General features: G+C 67.8%; 17 protein-coding genes and 1 pseudogene. 12 read left to right on the top strand and 6 right to left on the bottom strand.

Translation table 11 applies throughout. The features are described 5' to 3' along the window. Window positions 1–465, top strand: a 465-nt coding sequence (locus ACFOW4_RS01425; protein ID WP_377523720.1) for a TetR family transcriptional regulator C-terminal domain-containing protein, incomplete at its 5' end; no start/stop codon positions are given. Window positions 466–548: 83 nt separating this feature from the next. Here ACFOW4_RS01425 and ACFOW4_RS01420 read toward each other — a convergent pair. Then, window positions 549–737: pseudogene (locus tag ACFOW4_RS01420) on the bottom strand (Ada metal-binding domain-containing protein); the annotation flags it as partial. A 397-nt stretch (window positions 738–1,134) separates the two neighbouring features. On the opposite strand from ACFOW4_RS01420, the gene ACFOW4_RS01415 reads away from it, so the two are divergent. Both ACFOW4_RS01415 and nhaA read left to right on the top strand, forming a co-directional pair. Continuing rightward, window positions 1,135–1,563 (top strand): OsmC family protein, encoded by a 429-nt coding sequence (locus tag ACFOW4_RS01415; RefSeq protein ID WP_377523719.1) that lies wholly within the window; start codon window positions 1,135–1,137, stop codon window positions 1,561–1,563. A 352-nt stretch (window positions 1,564–1,915) separates the two neighbouring features. Next, window positions 1,916–3,808, top strand: a complete 1,893-nt coding sequence (gene nhaA / locus ACFOW4_RS01410; protein ID WP_377523716.1) for a Na+/H+ antiporter NhaA — start codon at window positions 1,916–1,918, stop codon at window positions 3,806–3,808. Window positions 3,809–3,984: 176 nt separating this feature from the next. On the opposite strand, the gene ACFOW4_RS01405 is transcribed toward nhaA, so the two are convergent. Beyond that, a complete protein-coding gene (locus ACFOW4_RS01405) occupies window positions 3,985–4,560 on the bottom strand; it encodes a TetR/AcrR family transcriptional regulator (RefSeq protein ID WP_377523715.1) in 576 nt (191 codons plus the stop codon). Further along, complete coding sequence (locus ACFOW4_RS01400) at window positions 4,557–6,074, bottom strand: MFS transporter (RefSeq protein ID WP_377523713.1); 1,518 nt, start codon at window positions 6,072–6,074, stop codon at window positions 4,557–4,559. The genes ACFOW4_RS01405 and ACFOW4_RS01400 overlap by 4 nt, the downstream gene beginning before the upstream one ends. 498 nt (window positions 6,075–6,572) lie before the next feature. On the opposite strand from ACFOW4_RS01400, the gene ACFOW4_RS01395 reads away from it, so the two are divergent. After that, entirely contained in the window at window positions 6,573–7,277 is a 705-nt protein-coding gene (locus ACFOW4_RS01395) for a DUF4396 domain-containing protein (RefSeq protein ID WP_377523712.1), read from the top strand. A gap of 831 nt (window positions 7,278–8,108) precedes the next feature. Continuing rightward, the gene (locus ACFOW4_RS01390) at window positions 8,109–9,563 is read left to right on the top strand and encodes a glucose-6-phosphate dehydrogenase (protein ID WP_377523710.1); all 1,455 of its coding nucleotides are present in this window, start codon (window positions 8,109–8,111) and stop codon (window positions 9,561–9,563) included. Between the two features lie 226 nt (window positions 9,564–9,789). On the opposite strand, the gene ACFOW4_RS01385 is transcribed toward ACFOW4_RS01390, so the two are convergent. Together ACFOW4_RS01385 and ACFOW4_RS01380 are read right to left on the bottom strand one after the other, a co-directional pair. Then, window positions 9,790–10,020, bottom strand: a complete 231-nt coding sequence (locus ACFOW4_RS01385) for a hypothetical protein (RefSeq protein WP_377523709.1) — start codon at window positions 10,018–10,020, stop codon at window positions 9,790–9,792. A gap of 301 nt (window positions 10,021–10,321) precedes the next feature. Beyond that, window positions 10,322–10,750: a carboxymuconolactone decarboxylase family protein gene (locus tag ACFOW4_RS01380; protein WP_377523708.1), complete on the bottom strand. Its 429-nt coding sequence runs from the start codon at window positions 10,748–10,750 to the stop codon at window positions 10,322–10,324. Between the two features lie 543 nt (window positions 10,751–11,293). On the opposite strand from ACFOW4_RS01380, the gene ACFOW4_RS01375 reads away from it, so the two are divergent. The 5 genes from ACFOW4_RS01375 (at window position 11,294) to ACFOW4_RS01355 (ending at window position 14,190) form a co-directional block, all read left to right on the top strand. Further along, entirely contained in the window at window positions 11,294–11,890 is a 597-nt protein-coding gene (locus ACFOW4_RS01375) for a molybdopterin-dependent oxidoreductase (protein WP_377523706.1), read from the top strand. Continuing rightward, a complete protein-coding gene (locus ACFOW4_RS01370; RefSeq protein WP_377523705.1) occupies window positions 11,860–12,600 on the top strand; it encodes a ferredoxin reductase in 741 nt (246 codons plus the stop codon). Before ACFOW4_RS01375 ends, ACFOW4_RS01370 begins: the two co-directional genes overlap by 31 nt. 2 nt (window positions 12,601–12,602) lie before the next feature. Next, a complete protein-coding gene (locus tag ACFOW4_RS01365; RefSeq protein ID WP_377523703.1) occupies window positions 12,603–12,893 on the top strand; it encodes a DUF6510 family protein in 291 nt (96 codons plus the stop codon). An 85-nt stretch (window positions 12,894–12,978) separates the two neighbouring features. Beyond that, window positions 12,979–13,383 (top strand): GNAT family N-acetyltransferase, encoded by a 405-nt coding sequence (locus tag ACFOW4_RS01360; protein WP_377523702.1) that lies wholly within the window; start codon window positions 12,979–12,981, stop codon window positions 13,381–13,383. A 471-nt stretch (window positions 13,384–13,854) separates the two neighbouring features. Then, window positions 13,855–14,190 carry a hypothetical protein gene (locus tag ACFOW4_RS01355; RefSeq protein WP_377523700.1) on the top strand — a complete coding sequence of 112 codons (336 nt, stop codon included), beginning with the start codon at window positions 13,855–13,857 and terminating at the stop codon, window positions 14,188–14,190. Window positions 14,191–14,451: 261 nt separating this feature from the next. On the opposite strand, the gene ACFOW4_RS01350 is transcribed toward ACFOW4_RS01355, so the two are convergent. Then, window positions 14,452–15,369 carry an NADP-dependent oxidoreductase gene (locus tag ACFOW4_RS01350; RefSeq protein WP_377523698.1) on the bottom strand — a complete coding sequence of 306 codons (918 nt, stop codon included), beginning with the start codon at window positions 15,367–15,369 and terminating at the stop codon, window positions 14,452–14,454. Window positions 15,370–16,334: 965 nt separating this feature from the next. Between ACFOW4_RS01350 and ACFOW4_RS01345 the strand changes: the two genes are divergently transcribed. Next, window positions 16,335–16,802: a YkgB family protein gene (locus tag ACFOW4_RS01345; RefSeq protein WP_377523696.1), complete on the top strand. Its 468-nt coding sequence runs from the start codon at window positions 16,335–16,337 to the stop codon at window positions 16,800–16,802. 543 nt (window positions 16,803–17,345) lie between these two features. Next, window positions 17,346–18,485 carry a low temperature requirement protein A gene (locus tag ACFOW4_RS01340; RefSeq protein ID WP_377523695.1) on the top strand — a complete coding sequence of 380 codons (1,140 nt, stop codon included), beginning with the start codon at window positions 17,346–17,348 and terminating at the stop codon, window positions 18,483–18,485. Window positions 18,486–18,797: the final 312 nt, after the last annotated feature.

Genomic DNA, 18,797 nt, shown 5'->3' with positions numbered 1-18,797 from the left:
AAGCAGGAGCTTGTGCGGGCGGTGGTCAGGTATCGAGGCGTGCTCGTGCTTCAGCGTGAGCGTGGTGGGCTCGAACGGCTGAGATCGTTTTCAGGGTTGGTCCGGTGGCGTAACGCGTTGGTCCAGGCCAACTCGCTGAACAGCGGCAAGTACGGGTGCGGCCTGGGGTCGATGGCTATCGAGTTGTCCGATCAGGATGAGCAGGCTCGATCGATGCTGTCGGAGACGTTCGCGGAATGGGGAAAGCTGATCAGTGATGGTCTGCACCGGATGCGCGACAGTGGTGCACTGCGTCAGGACGCCGACCCGGAGAAGTTGGCCACGGGGTTGATGGCGGCGTTGCAGGGCGGCTATTTGTTGGCGAACGCCGCGCACAACGTTGCACCCATGGAAGTTGCTCTGGACATGGCGTTGGAGCACATCAAATCGTTCCTCGTGGAGCCGTCCGGCGAACCGACCCGTTAATTGAGCCCTTTTTATCCGTGATCAGGCTGGTCACGGCGGGTGCGAGCAGGCTGGAGACGCTGTGACGGCGAGGCGTTGGGCCGGGGTGCTGCGTCGGGGGAGCAACGCTTGCAGGCTCGGTATCCGGCGAGCTGGGCGCTGGCCGCTGTCGGGCGAAAGTCAACGTTTTCCGTGCGAGGGGTCTTGGCGCGACACGGTGGCCGACAGTAGGTGCCGGTCGTATTCACCGCGGTGAAAAGGCGGTCATCGAGTCGTTCCTCACGTCGTTGGATCGCTTCGTACTGCGACTGCGGGTCCACCGAGCATCGATGTTCCTTCCGGATTCAAGTCCGCTGCCCGAGACGCGTGAACCACGGCAAATCCTAGTCCTACTGGACCGATGGGTCCATCTTCGGGTTTGGCGTTGACCGAGTTAAGCTGGGAGCGCTTTGGTCCTAACCGCCTCGCAGTGCAGCTTAACACCCCTGCGATGATGGTTCTCAAGGGCTGAGCGGCTCCGGCAACGAGCGATCAATTGGACTATCCAGTCCGGTGGAGGCTAACCTGCGGAGGTACTCGGATATCGGGCGATACGCCCGACCGCAGCCCGCCGCTCAGACTGCGGCTCGGCTGCTGCTGGATCCGAGTATCTGCACCGTCACTACCAGGATCTACAGGAAGGCCCGGCTGATGGAAACGGATCGGGATCGTGTCGTCGCATCCGCCCGAGTTGTCCTTCCGGCCACTGAGCGCCGGCGCACCGACATGACCACCCGCGGCTTCACCTTCGTCGCCGATGAACCGCACAACGGGGCACTCGGAGAAGGCCCGACGCCGACGGAGTACCTGCTGATGGCGCTTGCGTCGTGCACTGCTCAGACGCTGCGGCAGTACGTCGACTATAAGTACGACACCGCCGGTGACATCACCGTCGAGATCGACTACCACGACCCCGTTCAGGAAGGCGCGGAGCGTTACCTGCAGCGCACGATCACGCTGAGCGAAGAACCTGACCCCGACGACTTGAAGGTGATGCATGACATTGCCGAGAAGTCCCCGGTGACCCTGCTGATTCAGTTCGCATGGAGCGTGAAGACCGAGTTCGTCGGGACGCGCTGAAATCACGCCGCTTGCTGCTCGGCGACCACGGCCAAGCAGCAAGCGGTTGTCGTTCCGCACCAGGCGGCGACAGTGCTTCGGTCGACCGCGACCGCGACCGCGACCGCGACCGCGCCCGCGACCGCTACGGCCGCGGGCGAATCTTCCTCGTGGCGTATCGCCGGTCGTCCCGGCCATGAGCTCACTGATAGTTGCCGCATCCCGCAGGGCATCGGGGGGCCTCGTCGCTCTTTCCGCCGCCGGCCACAGCTGGGGCAGCGCGATCAGTACTGAACCGACGGGTCGCGTGCCCGCATGCGGCACGTGATCTAGCTATCCATGCTGGCCCGGCCAGCGCGTCGGAAGGTGACGTGTGACCGAGACCAAGATGAGCGGCCGAACGATCTGGATGCGGGATCTGGCGGCACCGCTGCGAGCATTTGTGCGAACGGAGTCCGGCAGCGCCGGCGTGCTCGTGGCGGCCATCGTCGCCGCCATGCTCTGGGCCAACATCGACCTCGTCTCCTACGAAGCCGTCTGGCGCACCCAACTGTCCCTACGCCTCGGGCACCTCGAGCTCTCCCGCGACCTGCACACCTGGATCAACAGTGGCTTGATGACGCTGTTCTTCCTGGTCGTCGGCCTTGAGGCGCGGCGCGAGTTCGACCTCGGCGACCTACGCGACCGGCGACGTTTCGTGCTGCCCGCCGTGGCCGGTGTGATCGGCATGCTGATCCCGGTGCTGATCTTCCTGCTGATCAACCACGGCGGGCCGGGCGCGCATGGCTGGGGCGTGGCTATGTCGACCGACACCGCCCTCGCGTTGGGCCTGCTGGCACTGCTCGGCCGGGGCGTGCCCGACCGGGTCCGGATCTTCCTGCTCACCGTGTTCGTGGTCGACGACTTGATCGCCCTCATCGTCATCGCCCTGGTCTACAGCGACGACATCACGATGATGCCCATCGTGGTGGCCGTAGCGGCGTTCGCGGTCATGCTGGCCATCCGCGCTGCCGGCGTCCGACGTGGCGCGGCGTACCTGCCGGTCGCCATCGTGATGTGGGGCGCGCTGTTGGTCAGCGGAGTCGACCCGGTGGTGGCCGGACTGGCCATCGGGTTGACCGCGTTCGCCTACTCTCCCGGCCGAGCTGAGCTCGAGCAGGTCAGCGGGCTGTTCCGGTCGTTCCGTGAGCAGCCGACGCCCAAGCTCGCGCGTACGGCTTCGCTCGGCCTCGCGAACACGCTGTCGCCCAACGACCGCCTTCAGCGCATCTACCACCCTTGGTCCAGCTACGTCATCGTGCCGCTGTTCGGCCTGGCCAACGCTGGCATCAGCATCGACGGGCCGTTCCTGGCCGAGGCGTTCGCGTCGCCTGTCACCTGGGGCGTACTGCTCGGGTATGTCGTCGGCAAGCCGCTCGCCGTGATCGGCACCTCGGCCGGGCTCACCTGGATCTCCCACGGCCGCATTCGTCCGGCCGTGGGCTGGGCGGGCGTGCTCGGCAGCGGCACGATCGCCGGTGTCAGCTTCACGGTGTCGCTGCTGATCGCCAGCCTGGCCTTCACCGGCGACCAACTGGCCGAGGCCAAAATCGGGGTGCTCAGCGCCGCGATCGTATCCTCAGCGCTGACCTGGACCGTGTTCCGCGTCACCAACCTGCTGCCCAAGGACAAGCGAATCCGGGCGCTCTTCGGCGACACGACGGAGCTGATCGACCTCATCCCAGACGTCGACGAGAAGCACGACCACGTCCGCGGCCCAGCCGATGCGTCGGTAACGCTGGTGCAGTACGGCGACTTCCAGTGCCAGTACTGCGGGAAGGCCGAGCCAGTTGTCCGGCAGTTGCTGGGCCACGCCGACCTGCGTTTCGTGTGGCGTCACCTGCCTCTGACCGACGTGCATCCGCAAGCCCGGCTAGCGGCTGAGGCCGCCGAAGCAGCGGCCGCTCAGGGCAAGTTCTGGCAGATGCACGATCTGCTGCTTGACCACCAGGACAAGCTGAACATCACTGATCTGATCAAATATGCCGGTGACCTCGGCCTGGATCAGGAACGCTTCCACGACGATTTGATAAACCAGGTCCACGCCGGCCGTATCGAAAGCGACATCGACTCGGCCGACAACAGCGGAGTGTCCGGCACCCCGACGTTCTTCATCAACGGCCGCCGCCACTACGGCGCCTACGACATCACGACCTTGACCGCCGCCATCCGTATGGCCCGAGCCCGGGCTCGCCTCGGCCGTGAGGCACCAGCGACCCGTCAATAAGCACGCCCCGTGGGGTGCTCGCCGATCGCCTCGAACGAGATGGTCGCTCAGGCCGAGCGCCACGCCATGGTCTGCCCCAAGGTTGCGCAGCTCGGCCCGCCGCAGCTCTTACCGGAGCTGCCCTTTCATTGCGGCATCCATCGCGGACCCATGGGGGGAGCGCAGTGAGGCAGGCGTCAGTGCTGCGGTGGCAGCAGCTCCAGCAGCAGCGAGGTCAGATCGTCGGCGCTGAGCTCCGGCAGCCGGTCGAATGCGCCAGAGGCCCGGGCGGTGAGCACGCCGATGAACGCGGCGGTGAGTACCTCCGCCTTCTCCTGCGGCCGGTCCACCCCGTCGGCGGCCAGCCGGGCGATCAGCGGGCCGACGATCCGCCTGTGCAGCTCCGCCCGCGTCGCGGCCTGCGCCTGCGGATCGTCGTGTGGCCGGATCGCGACCCGGTAGATCGGGCTGGGTCCACGGCGGATGGCACGGTCGACGAGGTGCCGCATGCGAGCCGGGTCGAGGATGTCGACGGGGACGTCGTCACCCATCTCCTCGCGCAGCACGGCGATGTACAACTGCGCCTTGCCGCCGAAGTAGCGGGCGATCATGGCGGCGTCCACGCCGGCCCGCTCCCCGATGTCCCTGGTGGTGGCGTGGTCGTAGCCCCGCTCGGCGAACAGCTCGGCTCCGGCCTTCAGTAGCGCGGCCCGGGTACTGTCCGCGTCCCGGCGCCGCCGCGGGGAGGCCGCGCTGCCGCGCGAGTCACTCATGCCGACTCCTCGCCGCTCGGTTTGGGAGGCACCGGCGCGCTCGACTGACTGATTCGCTCGCTGGGATCGCGCATCGGGGTGATCGTGGCAGCGCTCCGGTCCGGTCGAGGTTTCTCTCGTCGTCCGGGGAGCGTGTCGGCGACTTTTTCGTCCCCGAGAAGCTGCGCGTCCACCTCCCGATCGGCCGACTGGTGCCGGGCCGGGAGCAGTGCGCCGGCGGCCAGACTCATCAGCCACAGGGCCACCCCGATGAAGGCGGCGACGGTGTACCCGGAGGCGGACGGGTACGGCTGCCCGCTCGGGGTGTGCGCGGCCAGTACCGCGGCGCTCAGCGCGCTGCCGGTGGCGTACCCGACGTAGCGCAGCACCTGGTTGAAGCTCATCGCGCTGCCGGTCTCCTGAGCCGGTACGGCCCGAGTGATCATTCCGGGCATGACCGCGAACACCGTACCGACCGCCAGCCCGACCACGGCCATCACGACCACCAGTTCCCCGATGGTGTGCCGGAGGAGCCCAAACAGCACCATGCCCGCGAGCGCGAGCGCGGATGCGGCCGGGATCAGCAGTCGCCCTCCACCGCGGGATACCGCCACCGGCGTGATCCGGCTGGCCGCGAAGCTGCCGGCGGAGAACGGCAGCAGCACGAGACCGGCGACGACGACTGAGCCGCCGAGCCCGCCGGCCGTACCGACAGGGGTCTGCACGAGCTGCACCACAAGGGAGATCAGCAGGTACATGCCGAGCCCGGCGAGCACCGCGGTGACGTCCGCCGCCAGTACCCCGCGGTGGCGCAACAGCCGCAGGTCCACCAGCGGCCGCTGGTGGCGCACCTCGTACCCGGCCCAGGTTGCCGTCGTCACCACCGCGACGACGATGGCCACCACCGAGCGTGGCGAGAACCAGCCCCAGGCATCGCCCTCGCTGATCCACAGGATCAGGGCCGCCAGTCCGGCGCCGAGGAGGACCGCACCGGGTACGTCGAGCCTGGCCCTGGGCAGGTGACGCGAGGACGGCACGATCCACACCGCGATGAGCAGCGCCACCAGACTGACCACCGCACCAAACCAGTACGCCAGGTGCAGCCCGCCGTACTCGGCGATCAGTCCGGTGACCGGGTACCCGAGGCCGACCCCGGCCACCGTGGTGATGGAGAGCATGGCCATGGTGGGTCGTGCCCGGTGCGGCGGCAGCGAGTCGCGGGCCGTCGCGATCGTCAACGGTGTGAGGCCCAGACCGGCGCCCTGCAACCCCCGGCCGACGAGCAGGGCGGCGAACCCGGTCGGCAGCGCGGCCAGCGCGCAACCTGCCGTGACGAGTACGAGCCCTGTGAGCATCACCGTGCGCCGTGCCGGGCCGTCGCCGAGCCGGCCCATGATCGGCGTCGCGATCGCGCCGACCAGCAGCGTGATCGTCAGAGACCACTGGGCGTCGGTCACCGAGACTCCGTCGGCCGTGGCGATCTTCGGGATGAGCGGCGCGCCGAGGCTGCTCACCACCGCGACCACGATGCCCATGAAGATCAGTGTGGGTACCAGCCCGCGTGTCGAGCGCCCTTGAGACGTGGGCGGCTTCTCCTGTACCACCGTCATGCCGGCCCCTGCTCCTCACCGCCGGGCCCGCGTCCGGCGCACAAGTCATCAAGCGATGTCATCAGTTGATGACTACGGTAGACGCCGAGCGGGCGGCTAGCGGCAGGCGGTGGTCGAGGTCACTCTCAGCCGGATCCGTGCCGCCGCCGCCTCGGGCCGCTTCCTGCGTCCAGTCCGGTCGTTCAATGTCGCGGTCAACGGCACCCTCCTCACCAGGCACAACGCCTAGCGGATCAGGCCGGAAACACCATTAAATCCATACTCCTGCGCGATGTTGTTGCAGGTGGGCGATGCCGGATGCCTCACCGCCAGATGTGCTCTCATGTTTGAGACGGCCGTCCGGGTCGCCTCCTCACCTGGTGGCCGGGTTCGTCACATCCGCCACCAGGTGACATTGCGTCGAGTGCCCTGGAGCGAACGGAGGTGTTTGTGCAACCGATGTGGCTTGTGATGCTTTCGTGGGCTGTGCTCTTTGTGGGGTTGGCCAGCACCGCCGTTGTCGTTGTTGACCAATTTGTTCTTGGATATCGTCAGCCGGTCAAGGTCATGGAGATGGTCTGGCCGGTAAACGCCCTCTACCTTGGCCCAGCAGCCGTCCTGGGCTACAGAAAGTGGGGTAGGCCCCAGTCTCCCCGGTGGCTGGACCGGCACGGCAGCCCGCCCAGACGGTCGCTAAATGCTCGTACGACAATCAAAGCTTGTCATTGTGCGACGCACTGCACTCTGGGTGTCCTCATTGCTACGCCTGTCACCTACGGCTTTGGCCTCGAAATGTTCGGCAGCACACTGTGGCCCGAAGTCGTCGGCGACTATGTAGGCGCAGCGGCCGTAGGCGTTGCATTTCGCTACTACACTGAGGCGCGCACGGGTGGTCGAAGAGCGTGGGCCGTAATGCGGAAATTTTTCATGCGCGACCTGCTGACCGTGTCCGTCTTCGAGTTCGCCCTATTAGGTTGGCTGGCGCTAATGCATTTTGTTTTTTTCCACGAGACCCTGCGGCCTAATGGTCCGGTGTTTTGGCTTATTATCCAGGCCGGTTTGATCATCGGCTTCTTCGCCGCTTGGCCGCCAACCTTGTTGCTGACCCGCCGCGGCGTCGAAACGGAATTGCTGAGCACGCCGCAGTAGGTGGTGATGTGCCGACGCCCTGGACGGAGGGTGCACGTTGAGCTTGGTGTCGCGCAGCACGGCGAACGCCAGCGGGCCACCGGTGGGCGTACTCGTCCGGGTGCAGCCGCTCAGCGACTCGCCGCCCGAACGGGCGACCAGGAACCGGAGGACGTCGGTGGCGGTGTCGACCAGCACCGCCAGGTGTGCGCCTCGACGGCGGCCGGGTCGACCGGGTCCGGGGGTAGCCAGAACCAAACCTCTGACTCCCGGACGGGCACACGGCGCGCAGCCACGACACGGCGGCGCGGTCCTCGGCGGCGAGGCGCAGGTTCAGGTCGTCCACGTCCGCAGGCGACAGCGCGGTCCGCCCGGCGAGCAGCGTCGCCAGCTCGATGCGCACGTCGCGGCGGAGGCTGCCGCCGAGGTGCAGCACCCGGAGCCGGACCGCGGTCAGCGCGGTGGTGCAGGGCAGCCGCAGCGCGGTGTGCAGCACGGCCCCGTGTTCGGTGGCGTTGAGGTGCGCGCCGGTGAACGTCGCGGCGATCCGGTCGGTCAGCCCCACCCGCTCGGCGGCGCGGTGAGCAGGAGGGCCAGCCGCTCGTCCCGGCGCGGGTCGGCGGCGAGCAGGTCACGCAGATGGACCCCGCGGATCTCATCGACATGCCTGCGCAGGGCCTACCAGTCGGCGGAGCTGGTGACGCCTGCCACGATGAAGAATGGCGTGCGCCGGCCGCCGGCACTCCTGGACGCTGATCCCGGCCTGACCGGAGCCGGCTTCGATGCGCAACGACCGGGGCGCGTCCCCTGAACGGGCGCCAACCTGCCCGACCGGCAGGGCATGGTGGTTGTATGACGACATCGCCTCCGAGCGCCCCCGGTCCCGTGGCCGACCTTCCCGTCGCCGGGGACCGCGTCTCCCAGACGTTGCTGCTGCTGGGCGGCACCGGTGACCTGGCCGCGCGCCTGCTGCTGCCCGGGCTCGGCCGGCTGGTGGCCACCGGCGCCCAGCCCGGCCTCACGCTGATCGGCAGCGGCACTGAGGGCTGGGACAACGAGCGGTGGCGCCGCCGCGTGGCCGACGCCTTCGCGACGGTCGGCGCCGGCGGTCCCCGGGCGACCGAGGTCGTCCGGACCAGTCGGTACATCTCGGCCGACGTCACCAGCGAGGAGGACCTGCGGCGGCTGCTGGCCGACTGTCGCGGCCGGCTGGTGATCTTCTTCGCGCTGCCACCGATGATCACCGCCAAGGCCACCGCCGCGCTCGCCCGCATCGGCCTGCCGCCCGGCACCCGGCTGATGTTGGAGAAGCCGTTCGGCACCAACGCCATCACTGCGCGGTCCCTCAACGGCATCCTGGCCCGGCTCGTGCCGGAGGACCAGGTGCACCGCATTGACCACTTCCTCGGCAAGTCCACGGTCATGAACATCCTCGGCCTGCGCTTCGCTAACCGGATCTTCGAGCCGGTGCTGAACTCGACGCACGTGGCCTGCGTGGACGTCGTCTTCGACGAGACCCTGGGCCTTGAGGGCCGCGCCGGCTACTACGACGGCGCTGGCGCACTCGTCGACATGGTGCAGAGCCACCTGCTGCAGGTCCTCGCGTTGATCGCGATGGACGCCCCGCCCACACTCGATGCCCGGGACCTGCGCGGCCGCAAGGCACAGGTGCTGCGGGCCACGCGGGTATGGGACGACAACCCGGCGCGATGGAGCAGGCGGGCCCGGTACACGGCCGGGGAGGCGGCCGGACGGCGGCTGCCCGCGTACGCCGACGAGCCGGGCATCGACCCGAACCGGGGGACCGAGACGCTCGCCGAGGTGGTGCTGGCCGTGGACACCTGGCGCTGGGCGGGCGTGCCGTTCCGGCTGCGGTCCGGCAAAGCCCTGGCCGGCGAGCGCGAGGAAGCAGTCGTCACCTTCAAACAGCCGCCCCGGGTACCCACCGGGCTGACCGGCTACGAGCAGCCGGACCGGCTGCGGATCGGCTTCGAGCCGGACCGGCTGAGCCTTGACGTCAACATCAACGGTCCGGGCAACCCGCTGGAGCTCGATCAGGTGAACCTGGCGGCCGACTTCGGGCCGGGGGAGTTGCCGCCGTACGGTGAGGTGCTGCGCGGGGCCCTCGAGGGCGACCCGGCGCTGTCGGTGCGGGGCGACACCGTCGAGGACTCCTGGCGCATCGTGGAGCCGGTGCTCGAGGCGTGGCGGGCGGGAGCAGTGCCCTTGCAGGAATACGCGGCCGGCAGTCACGGCCCGGGCGACTCCCTCCTGACCCCGGCGCCCGGCGAAATGCGTCGTCACTGAGGACGATCTGTGCCGCCGATCATTCGGACGCCCGAAGGCTCCTCACCCGGAGGCAGGCGTTGACTACCTGTCGCGGCGGACGCTGATGGACGGCATGTGGCCAGCGTCAATGCGAGGAAACCGGGTCGTCCGGGGGCGTACCGGCGCCTACCTGGATCCGACGACCGAACCGGCCGGCCTGGACCGGCTCGCCCCTTCGCCGCTGCCTGACCGTCCGCCAGGCGGGTCAGGCGGGCCGGGCGCGGGCGTAGACGTCGCCCGAGTTGGCCTCGTGGAGCAGCGCCCGCAGGTACGTCGCCACCTCGGCCGCCGGCCGCCAGCCATCAAGGCCGAACGCCATCTCGTCGCCGAGCGCCACGGTGAACGTGGTGAAGCCCAGCCGGGTGAGCGGGCGCGCAAGGCCCGGACGCAGAGCGGTTGCGGCTCGACGGCCTCCACGCGGGATGAAGTACTTCAAGATCGTGCGCAGCTGCCGCCGCGCCGCCCGCTCATTTGAACGACGCTGCTTCCGGCGTCGCCAACCTCCACAACATCATCCTCGCTGGGTGACCACCGACCCGGTGCCGGGCAACGCCTTCACCCGGTTACGAGACGTCGTGCGCCACGAGTGCGGGAGGGAGCCGTTGTAGGCAGAGCTCTTGAGCGCGGTGCTGTGCGAGAGATGAAGGTTGGCCCTTCGGAGCCGCCCTGCGGGGGGAGGCTTCAGTCCGTAGACCGGACGGATACCGGCCTGCTCCGATGGCAGGCCGGGTATCAACTCACGCGGGAGGCGTCGTCGTGGGCATGGCCCCCTCGGCGAGCTTGAGTCGCGTCCAGATGTTCATGTTGATCACAACGGCCACGATCTCCAGGATCTCGTCGTCCGTGAAGTGCGTAGCCATCGTGTCGTGTGCCTCCTGGACCCGGTTGTTGACGGTGGCGTCGGCGGCTCGGGTCAACGCCTCGGCGTAGGCCAGCGCGGCTTGCTCCTGCTCGGTGAACAGGTGCGTCTCCCACCACGCGGTGAGGGTCTCGATCTTGGACGGCGGGATGTCGGCGGTGCGGGCAGCGGCGTGGTGCACCAGGAGGCAGTAGCTGCAATTGTTGATTTGTGCGACGCGTAACCGCAGAAGCTGGGCCAGGGCCCGGTCCACCTGGAGCGTGGCGGTATGGCCGAAAGCTGCGGCCCCGGCGTTCGCCAGGGCCATGAGTTGCTCGTTTGACGTGGCGTTCAGCCGGACGTTCTGGATCTTGGTATCCAAGAGATGACCTCCTGTAAGTCACAACGACTACACCGCCAGCATGACCCGCCGTGGGTTCTGTGGAGACCGCTCTGCAAGATCCGGGGTGGTTCACCGTCGGGGCGGCGGCTACGACATGTCGAACGGACAACTCCGGAACAATCTCCCGCCGCACCGTATGGACGTTATGGTCCGTCATGCTATTGCTGGGGGAGGTGTTCGCCAGATAAGGACGAACCGCCACGACCGTCAGGCGCGCTGCTTGTTACTTCAACCGCCGGTGGCCAGCGCGGCTTGCCGACCGGTGCCACGCCATCGTATTCTGGACGTGATGGTCCACTTTAATGTCCCTCGGGTTACGGGCGGTCACGTCCTCACCGCAGAGAATCTCATCACCGGGCACTCGCTGACGATGACGTCACGGGCGGGTGCCACATCGACATCCACCGGCCGTGTGGAAGCACGGGTGGCAGCGGGATCGCGGCCGCCCGGCCACATGGGGAGGGGCGCATGGCAGTGATCACACGCGGCTTCGGCGGCCGCAGACGCGACGACACCCACCTCCCGCCCGGCCAGTACCGCACGGACGACTTCCCGGTGCTGTCGGCGGGACCGACACCGCGCATCGGCCTCGACGAGTGGGAGCTCGCCGTCATCACCGAGACCGGCGAGCGGAGCACGTGGTCATGGGCGGAGTTCACCGCCCTTCCTGCCGACGAGCCGACCGTGGACATCCATTGCGTCACGCACTGGTCGAAGTTCGGCACGAGCTGGCGAGGCGTCTCGTTGGACACGTTGCTGGCCGACGTCGAGACTTCGGCCGAGTACGTCGTCGCCCACTCCTACGGCGGCTACACCACCAACATCCCGATCGAGGACCTTCTCGACGGCCAGGCCTGGGTGGCGTACGAGTTCGACGGCGAGCCGCTGGTGCCGGTGCACGGCGGGCCAGCTCGTCTCCTCGTTCCTCACCTGTACTTCTGGAAGAGCGCGAAATGGCTGCGCGCACTGGAACTGCGTCTCGACGACGAGCCCGGGTTCTGGGAGACGGCTGGCTACCACAACTACGGCGACCCATGGCGCGAGCAGCGGTACCGGGAAGACTGACCTGGCAGCCGGCGACGGTCGCCGCCACCCGGGCGGAGACTGCGACGTCGAGGACCCTGCTCCTCGACGTCGACGGCTGGACAGGTCACGTGCCGGGCCAGCACATCGACGTCCGTTTGACGGCTCCCGACGGCTACACGGCCTACCGCAGCTACTCGATCTCATCCGCCCCGGGGCCCGACCGGCTCGAGGTCACCGTCCAGGCGGTCAAGGACGGTGAGGTCTCGCCGTACCTCGTCGACGTTGCAGAGCCGGGCGACCAACTCGAGATCCGCGGACCGCTCGGCGGCTGGTTCGTACGCCGACCCGCCGATCCGCGCCCGGCGTTGCTGATCGGCGGCGGGTCCGGCGTGGCGCCCCTGATGTCGATGGTGCGTGCGGCGACGAATCCCACCAGACTGCTCTACTCGACCCGATCCCCGTCCGACGCGCTGTTCACCTCGGATCTTGCATCTGCACGAGCCGAAGGCGATGGACTCGTCACCGTCACGCACGTCTATACCAGGGTCACGCCCCCCGGCTGGCCTGCCCCACCCCGACGACTGGACGCGGACGCCCTCGCCCGCGTCGCCTGGCCCCGCGATGCCGACGCTGTGGCGTTCGTCTGCGGGCCCACCGGATTCGTCGAGACCGTTGCCGACCTCCTCATCGACATCGGCCACGATCCCGCGAACATCCGCGCTGAACGTTTCGGACCCACCGGAGGATGACCATGTCGAACACCCACGTCGGAGCCGACGACGCACCCTGGGTGGACGGTAACGCCCTCGCCGGACCGCTCGGCGAGATCATGGGGACCGACCTCACAGTTGCCGAGCTCACCTGCGCCGGGTGCCGGACGACCCGTCCGCTGGCCGCGATGCGCGTGTTCGACCGAGCGCCCGGCCTCGTCGCCCGTTGTCCCGGCTGCGAGGACGTTGTCATGCGCGTGGTGCGCACGGCCAGCCGTTTCCTGGTCGACCTGCGTGGGTCGCTCGTCCTCAGCCTCCCAGTGCCGCAATAGTCCGAGGCGGGATACTTTTGCCACTTCATCCGACCTGACCGGGCACTTCCAGGTCGCTGCCCAGACGCGAGATTCAGGAGACAACATGGCGGCCAACGCCGAGGACATGATCACATTGACCGGTGCCGAGCAAGATTCGGGTGGCTCGAACCTGTCGGGAGCCACCGCGCCGGCCACGGAGGACTTCGTCGTCACCGACAACAGTGAGCTCGGCATCTACGAGGCCGCGATAGGGGGCCGGACAGCCGCTGGGCTCGTCTACAACAAGGTCGGGAGCCGCGTCATACTGTTGGCGACATCCGTGCTCCCGGAGTTCCGGGGGAGGGGAGTAGCCGCCAGGCTCATCGGCGGCGTCCTCGACGACCTGCGCAGGCAAGGAAAGACCGCCACCGCCACGTGTCCGTTCACGGCAGCTTTCGTCAATACTCATCCGGAATATGCCGACGTCCTAGACCCGGCATTCCCTCGGTCAGCCGGGCATGGGCACTGAACACGTGTCGTCGCGTCTGAAGGCGCGCCGACCGCTGAGAAGGTTCAGGCGTGCCCAACCGCGGGGTACATCGCTCGACGGCCAGGTGGGCGCCGGCGACGAGTAGCTCGATGCGCTCGGCAAGCCCGTCGACGTCACGCTGGAGCGGCGCCAGTTGGTCAGGCGCGTAAGGACTACGCGACGGCCGACGCTGCGGGAGGAGTTGGCGGCAGCCGGGATCGTCGTCGAGGACATGCCGAAGGGTTGCGCCGGTCGCTCGGTCGATGAGTTCGTCGCGGGCGCGAACCGTGGCTGGGCGAGGGATTTCCGGCGATGTTTCTCTCCGGCCTCAACCCGGTCGTCCAAGCGCTGTAGGCGGCGGCGGCAGCTCGCACCCGTTACGTGGTGCGCGGCAGCGACGGCCGTCGTCGCCGAGGCCGTCCGGCTGGCCCTGGGGCAACGGTGCCTACGTCCACCGGCACACTGTCGGCCGTGCCGGTCGCTCCGGCGGTGAACATGGTCGATGGATCGGGCCGCCGAGGCGGCGGGCGCAGAGCTCTCCTCGGAGTGGCCGACCTGCGGATGCTGCCGGAGTACGTGTTCGCCGGGCTCGGGGTCGCGGTGGTGCCCGACGTCGTGCCGCTAGTCGCGCCCGGCGCGGCCGCAGTGCCGCTGCGTGACACGGGCGTGGCGTGGCCGCTCTCGGTTGTTGTCACCCACGACCGCGATGCCGCCAGCCGGGACGCGCGTTTGTTCTACCGCGACGCTCGCCCCGATCTCGACCCACCAACCGCGACTGTCTCGGCTTCGCCGTACATGACCGGGTAGACGTCCCATGAACCACTCGAAGTACCGGCCGGGTGGGCCTTGGCGAACTGGTCGGCATGGGTGGAGTCGCTGATCTCATCATCGAGCGCGACCGTGGGTCGGCCGAGCGACGGTCTCGCCGAATTTGCTGGTGGTCTCGCCAGGGGAGCGGGCTGCGGACGCGTACGGCACGTCCGCAGCCCCCGCGGTGTGATCCCGGCATTACGTTTCGAGGGTCAGTTGCCGTCCGCCATGAAGTCGATCTCGGCGATGGCCGAGTCCTCAGGGCCGAACGCGGATGACCGTCTTCCCGGTGATCCGCTCGGTCGGATTCAAAGCGGCGACGGCGTCGTCGAGGGTCGCGACGTTGCCGATGTTCGTCCGCAGTCGTCCGTCCCGCACCCGCCGGACGATTTCACCCAGTTGAGCGCGATCGGGCACGACGACGAAGTCGACCGCCAGACCGTCGACGGGCCGCGCCTCCGGCGGCCCAACGACGGACACCAGCGTTCCGCCGGCTCGAATCAGGCCTGCGGACCGCTTCCCGATGTCGCCACCGATGACATCGAACACCAGATCGACTCCGCCGACGTCTTCCAGGGCGTCGTTCTCGAGGTCGACGAACTCCTGCGCGCCGAAGTCGAGCGCCGTCTGGCGGTCGGCAGCGCGCCCGGTGCCGATGATGTAGGCGCCGGCCTCGCGTGCGAGCTGCGTCACCATCGACCCGACTGCGCCGGCCGCGCCATGCAGGAGGACGCTCTGCCCGGCCTGAAGGCGGCCGTGCTCGAACAGTCCCTGCCACGCGGTCAGGCCCGAAATCGGCAGGCTCGCGGCCACCGTGAAGTCGACGTCGCCGGGCAGCGGCGCGAGGTTGCGTGCCTCGACGGCCACATACTCCGCCAGGGTGCCGTCGCGAGTCCAGTCCGTGAGGCCGAACACCCGCTGTCCCACGGACAGTCCCGCCGTGCCATACCCGAGAGCGGTGACCACTCCGGCCAGCTCGTGCCCCGGGATCGACGGCGTCCGGTCACGGCCGAGGCGATCGGTCCAGGTCGAGGGCCATGCCGTTTCAGTCGGGACGAATCCCGATGCATGTACCTGAACGACGACGTCGTTCAGCGCCGGTTCCGGTTCGGGCCGCTCCACCAGCGTCATCCCGACCGTTCCGGCAGCCGGGTCCGTCAATACGATCGCTTTCATGAATTGTCTCCTTGGTCATTTGTCTCTTCAGTAGAAATGTTGTGGGAATGGAAAGCCAGTTCGACGCCTGCGCAGCATCGTCGAATTCACCAGTATTAGTGGCACCAGATTTCGGCGTCTCAGATACCTGGGTCGGGCACCCGCGGCGGGTCGATCACCCTGGCCCTTCTCGCGGGCTCGCCGGCCTGCCGCCGCTGACGAGCCGCGGCCCCTTCAGCCCTCGAAGCCCTCACACATGACAGTTGCTCCTTCCTCACCGAATCGGGATTCGTGTTGACAGAACCCGGTCCCTGGGAGTGGCGCGACGTCCGTGAAAATCTGCGCCGGTTGGTACAAGTCGCCCAGCCCACCGCTAGCGGAGGGACCAGTCGGACGACCCGAACCTAGACTCGGCCTAACTGGTCGGTCAAGTCCACTCTTGAGGTCACGGGGGTGCTAGATCTGGACGAGGGAAACCCCCGTCATCTCCCTCTGCCTCGACGACGGGCGCGGCACGCACACCGCCGTTGGACCTGCACGTCAGGCTTGCCAGGACCCCCGCTTCCGCCGGGCGAAACCGATCCGGACGGCACCGCCGGCCCTGGACTGCCCTCGGTTTGGCCACAGCCAGGACCCGACCGTTTGTCGGACTGTATAGTCCAGTCAAGCCGGGATGACAACCGGCCCCAGGAGTGCTTCCGGCCAACGTCGGCGATCGTGTCCTCGGCGACCCGCTTCTGCTCGTCGCTGGTGTAGTGACTCAGACGAGCGATTCGCGGCGGTCAGTGCTGTTGCGGAGCGCTGCAGCTCCGACCATGAGCGCCACGACGCGCGCCTATGGCACACCACCTGCCTGCCCACGCGGGGCGTCATGTCGAGCTCGCAGCGGTCAACGTGATCCGCATGCGCACTGGAGGCGTGTGGCTGGCCCCAGCGGGTATGTCCGGCAGCACGCCGACCGTCGACACAGCCACTAGGAGCGAGCGATGGGCACAGGACGCGCCTCGGCCGACGACCTCGCCTCCGTGAGCTTCTCGGTCCTGCGCTACGGACTGGCGACGAACATCTTGTGGATCGGTGTGCTCAAGTTCAAACAGTACGAGGTCGAGAACGACGAGCCCCTGGTCACCTCGAGTCCGCTGTTCTCGCGACTCCGCAAGAAGTTGGGCGCACACAAGCTCAACCGACTCATCGGGGTCACGGAGATCACCGTTGGCTCTCTGATCGCCGCGAAGCCGCTTGCGCCCAGAGCGTCGGCGATCGGTAGTTTCGGGGCGGTGGGGATGTTCCTCACCACGCTCAGTTTCCTGGCCACGACGCCCGAGGCTCGGCAGGAAGGAGAGGGGATCTTGAGTCTCTCCATGCTGGGGCAATTCGTGTTGAAGGACACGGTGCTCCTCGGTGCCGCTCTCCTGACAGCTGCGGAGTCCCTGCGCGCCGCCCGCCACCGATAATCCGCCGCAAGGCACCCTCAGCGTTGGAAGCGTAGGCAGATGGAAGCCAGGAAGAAGCAAACGCAGGATAGAGATGGCGGCTGAGGATCGACTCCACCCGCTTGCACGTCTTCAAGGGCCCACCCGACCTTTCGGGTGCAGGCTTCCGTCCGCCCTCCGTTCGAAGAACCGGGTTCGGGATCGCCGGCCGCGTCAGCGAAGCGGGCCCACCAACGCTTACCTTGGCGGTATCGGATGTGTTCGGGCCTGCTGGACGCCGGCGCATGATCAGGCTCTTGGCCCTGTACGGCATCACCTGACGGCTTACCGGGGCCCTGAGTGGGCATGACTCTCGATTCGGACTCACCCAGACTGCCTGGCCTACCCGCCACGCCGCGTCAGCTCGTCATTCGTTGCGAGAAGCCTGGGCATCGTCTTGTCGCCACCGGGAGGCGCGGCAGCGTGGTACGACTGCCTGAACGCTGCCACGAAACCGACAGAACGGGCGAGCCGATGACGACGAGCCGGGCGGGCGAGCTGCTGCGCATGCCTGGTGGTCCGCAGATGGCGACGTACCTGGAACTGTTCTTCGATTTGGCGTTTGTCTTCGCGCTCACCCAGCTCTCGACCGCGTTGGTCCGGGATCTCACCTGGAGCGGCGCCTTCCAGGCGCTGTTGCTGCTGCTGACGGTGTGGCGGGTCTGGTTCAACACGGCGTGGATAACAGACAGGTTCGACCCGCAACAACCGGCGATCCAGTTGCTGGTCATCGCGACTTTGGTGGGCAGCCTGGTGATCGCGATCGCGCTGCCCGATGCGTTCGGCAGGCAAGGCCTGGTCTTCGCAGGGGTATTCGTCGCCCTATTCATCGCCACCAATCTATTCCTTGTAATCGTCCTGCGCGGCTACGCACTGCGGCGCACCTCCGGGCGGATATTGTTCTGGTACGGCGTTTCCGCGGTGCCGTGGATCGCCGGTGCGCTTTCACATGGGACGGCGCGTGTGGCGCTGTGGACACTCGCGGTGGCCCTGGACTACGTCGCATACGCGTTCTACTACCCCACGCCGGGGATCGGCCGCACGCCCCCGTCGGATCTGCCGGCCGTGGCCGAACACCTGTCCGAGCGCTACCGGCAGTTCTACATCATCGCGCTCGGCGAGTTGATCCTGGTCACCGGACTGACGCTTCGCGGCACCGCCTTCACGCCCGACCGGACCACCGCGTTTCTCGTGGCGACCGCCACCACCGTGCTGCTGTGGCGGATCTACATCTACCGTGCCGGGGAACTGGCGGCTGCGGCCATCAAAGCGGCCCCCGACCCAGCCCGCCTTGCCGGATCGACGTCATACGCCCACCTGGTCATGGTGGCCGGCATCGTCGTCACCGCCGTCGGCGCCGAACTGGTCATCACCCGCCCGTTCGGGCATACGCCACCGGCCTGGATCGCTGTCATTCTCGGCGGACCCGCGCTCTTCCTCGTCGGGCGTGCCGGCTTCGAGTACGCGGTCTTCGCCCGCGTATCCCGCGATCGGCCGATCGGCCTGGTCGTGCTGGCCGCCCTGGCACCGGCGATGCTTCTCCTGCCGCCGCTGCTGGTCGCCCTCGCCGCCACCGCAGTCCTCGCTGGGGTCGCCGTCTCCGACGCCACTCGCGCCCGAGCACATCCAGCCGAGCCACCGTCGCCACCAGGCGCACCAGCGTGACAGGTCGCGGGCAGCTACCCCCGGCTGGCCGGCGCTGAAAGAGCAGACGCACCCGGCCATGGCGAGGACCAAATAGTCCAGGAAAGCTCGCCTATTGGTGATCTTTACGGGCATAGCACAACGTTCAATCAGATGGGCCGCGCATGCGTTCGTCCCTCACGATCACGTGAATGCGACATAACGCCGGCAGGACTCCGAGGTCCCATCCGCCATGGACCTTATCTGGCGCGCGGCTGGATACACTTGGCGAATGGGCGACGAGCAGGGGTCTGCGCCGACGAAGCAGCGGAGGATCAGTCAACGGGGGATCGC

Origin of the sequence: Micromonospora sp. GCM10011542 (assembly GCF_042650685.1) — a bacterium.
Taxonomy (GTDB): Bacteria; Actinomycetota; Actinomycetes; order Mycobacteriales; family Micromonosporaceae; genus Micromonospora.
Note: the sequence above shows the minus strand (reverse complement) of the source record. Positions and strands in the feature narration are given on the sequence as shown.

Coding starts and splice junctions, on each gene's coding strand:
- ACFOW4_RS01365 (WP_377523703.1), top strand. CDS start 12,603: ATGTCGAACACCCACGTCGGAGCCGACGACGCACCCTGGGTGGACGGT.
- ACFOW4_RS01345 (WP_377523696.1), top strand. CDS start 16,335: ATGGGCACAGGACGCGCCTCGGCCGACGACCTCGCCTCCGTGAGCTTC.
- ACFOW4_RS01405 (WP_377523715.1), bottom strand. CDS start 4,560: ATGAGTGACTCGCGCGGCAGCGCGGCCTCCCCGCGGCGGCGCCGGGAC.
- ACFOW4_RS01415 (WP_377523719.1), top strand. CDS start 1,135: ATGGAAACGGATCGGGATCGTGTCGTCGCATCCGCCCGAGTTGTCCTT.
- ACFOW4_RS01375 (WP_377523706.1), top strand. CDS start 11,294: ATGGCAGTGATCACACGCGGCTTCGGCGGCCGCAGACGCGACGACACC.
- ACFOW4_RS01400 (WP_377523713.1), bottom strand. CDS start 6,074: ATGGGCATCGTGGTCGCGGTGGTGAGCAGCCTCGGCGCGCCGCTCATC.
- ACFOW4_RS01370 (WP_377523705.1), top strand. CDS start 11,860: ATGGCGCGAGCAGCGGTACCGGGAAGACTGACCTGGCAGCCGGCGACG.
- ACFOW4_RS01380 (WP_377523708.1), bottom strand. CDS start 10,750: ATGGCCCTGGCGAACGCCGGGGCCGCAGCTTTCGGCCATACCGCCACG.
- ACFOW4_RS01360 (WP_377523702.1), top strand. CDS start 12,979: ATGGCGGCCAACGCCGAGGACATGATCACATTGACCGGTGCCGAGCAA.
- ACFOW4_RS01350 (WP_377523698.1), bottom strand. CDS start 15,369: ATGAAAGCGATCGTATTGACGGACCCGGCTGCCGGAACGGTCGGGATG.
- ACFOW4_RS01340 (WP_377523695.1), top strand. CDS start 17,346: ATGGCGACGTACCTGGAACTGTTCTTCGATTTGGCGTTTGTCTTCGCG.
- ACFOW4_RS01390 (WP_377523710.1), top strand. CDS start 8,109: ATGACGACATCGCCTCCGAGCGCCCCCGGTCCCGTGGCCGACCTTCCC.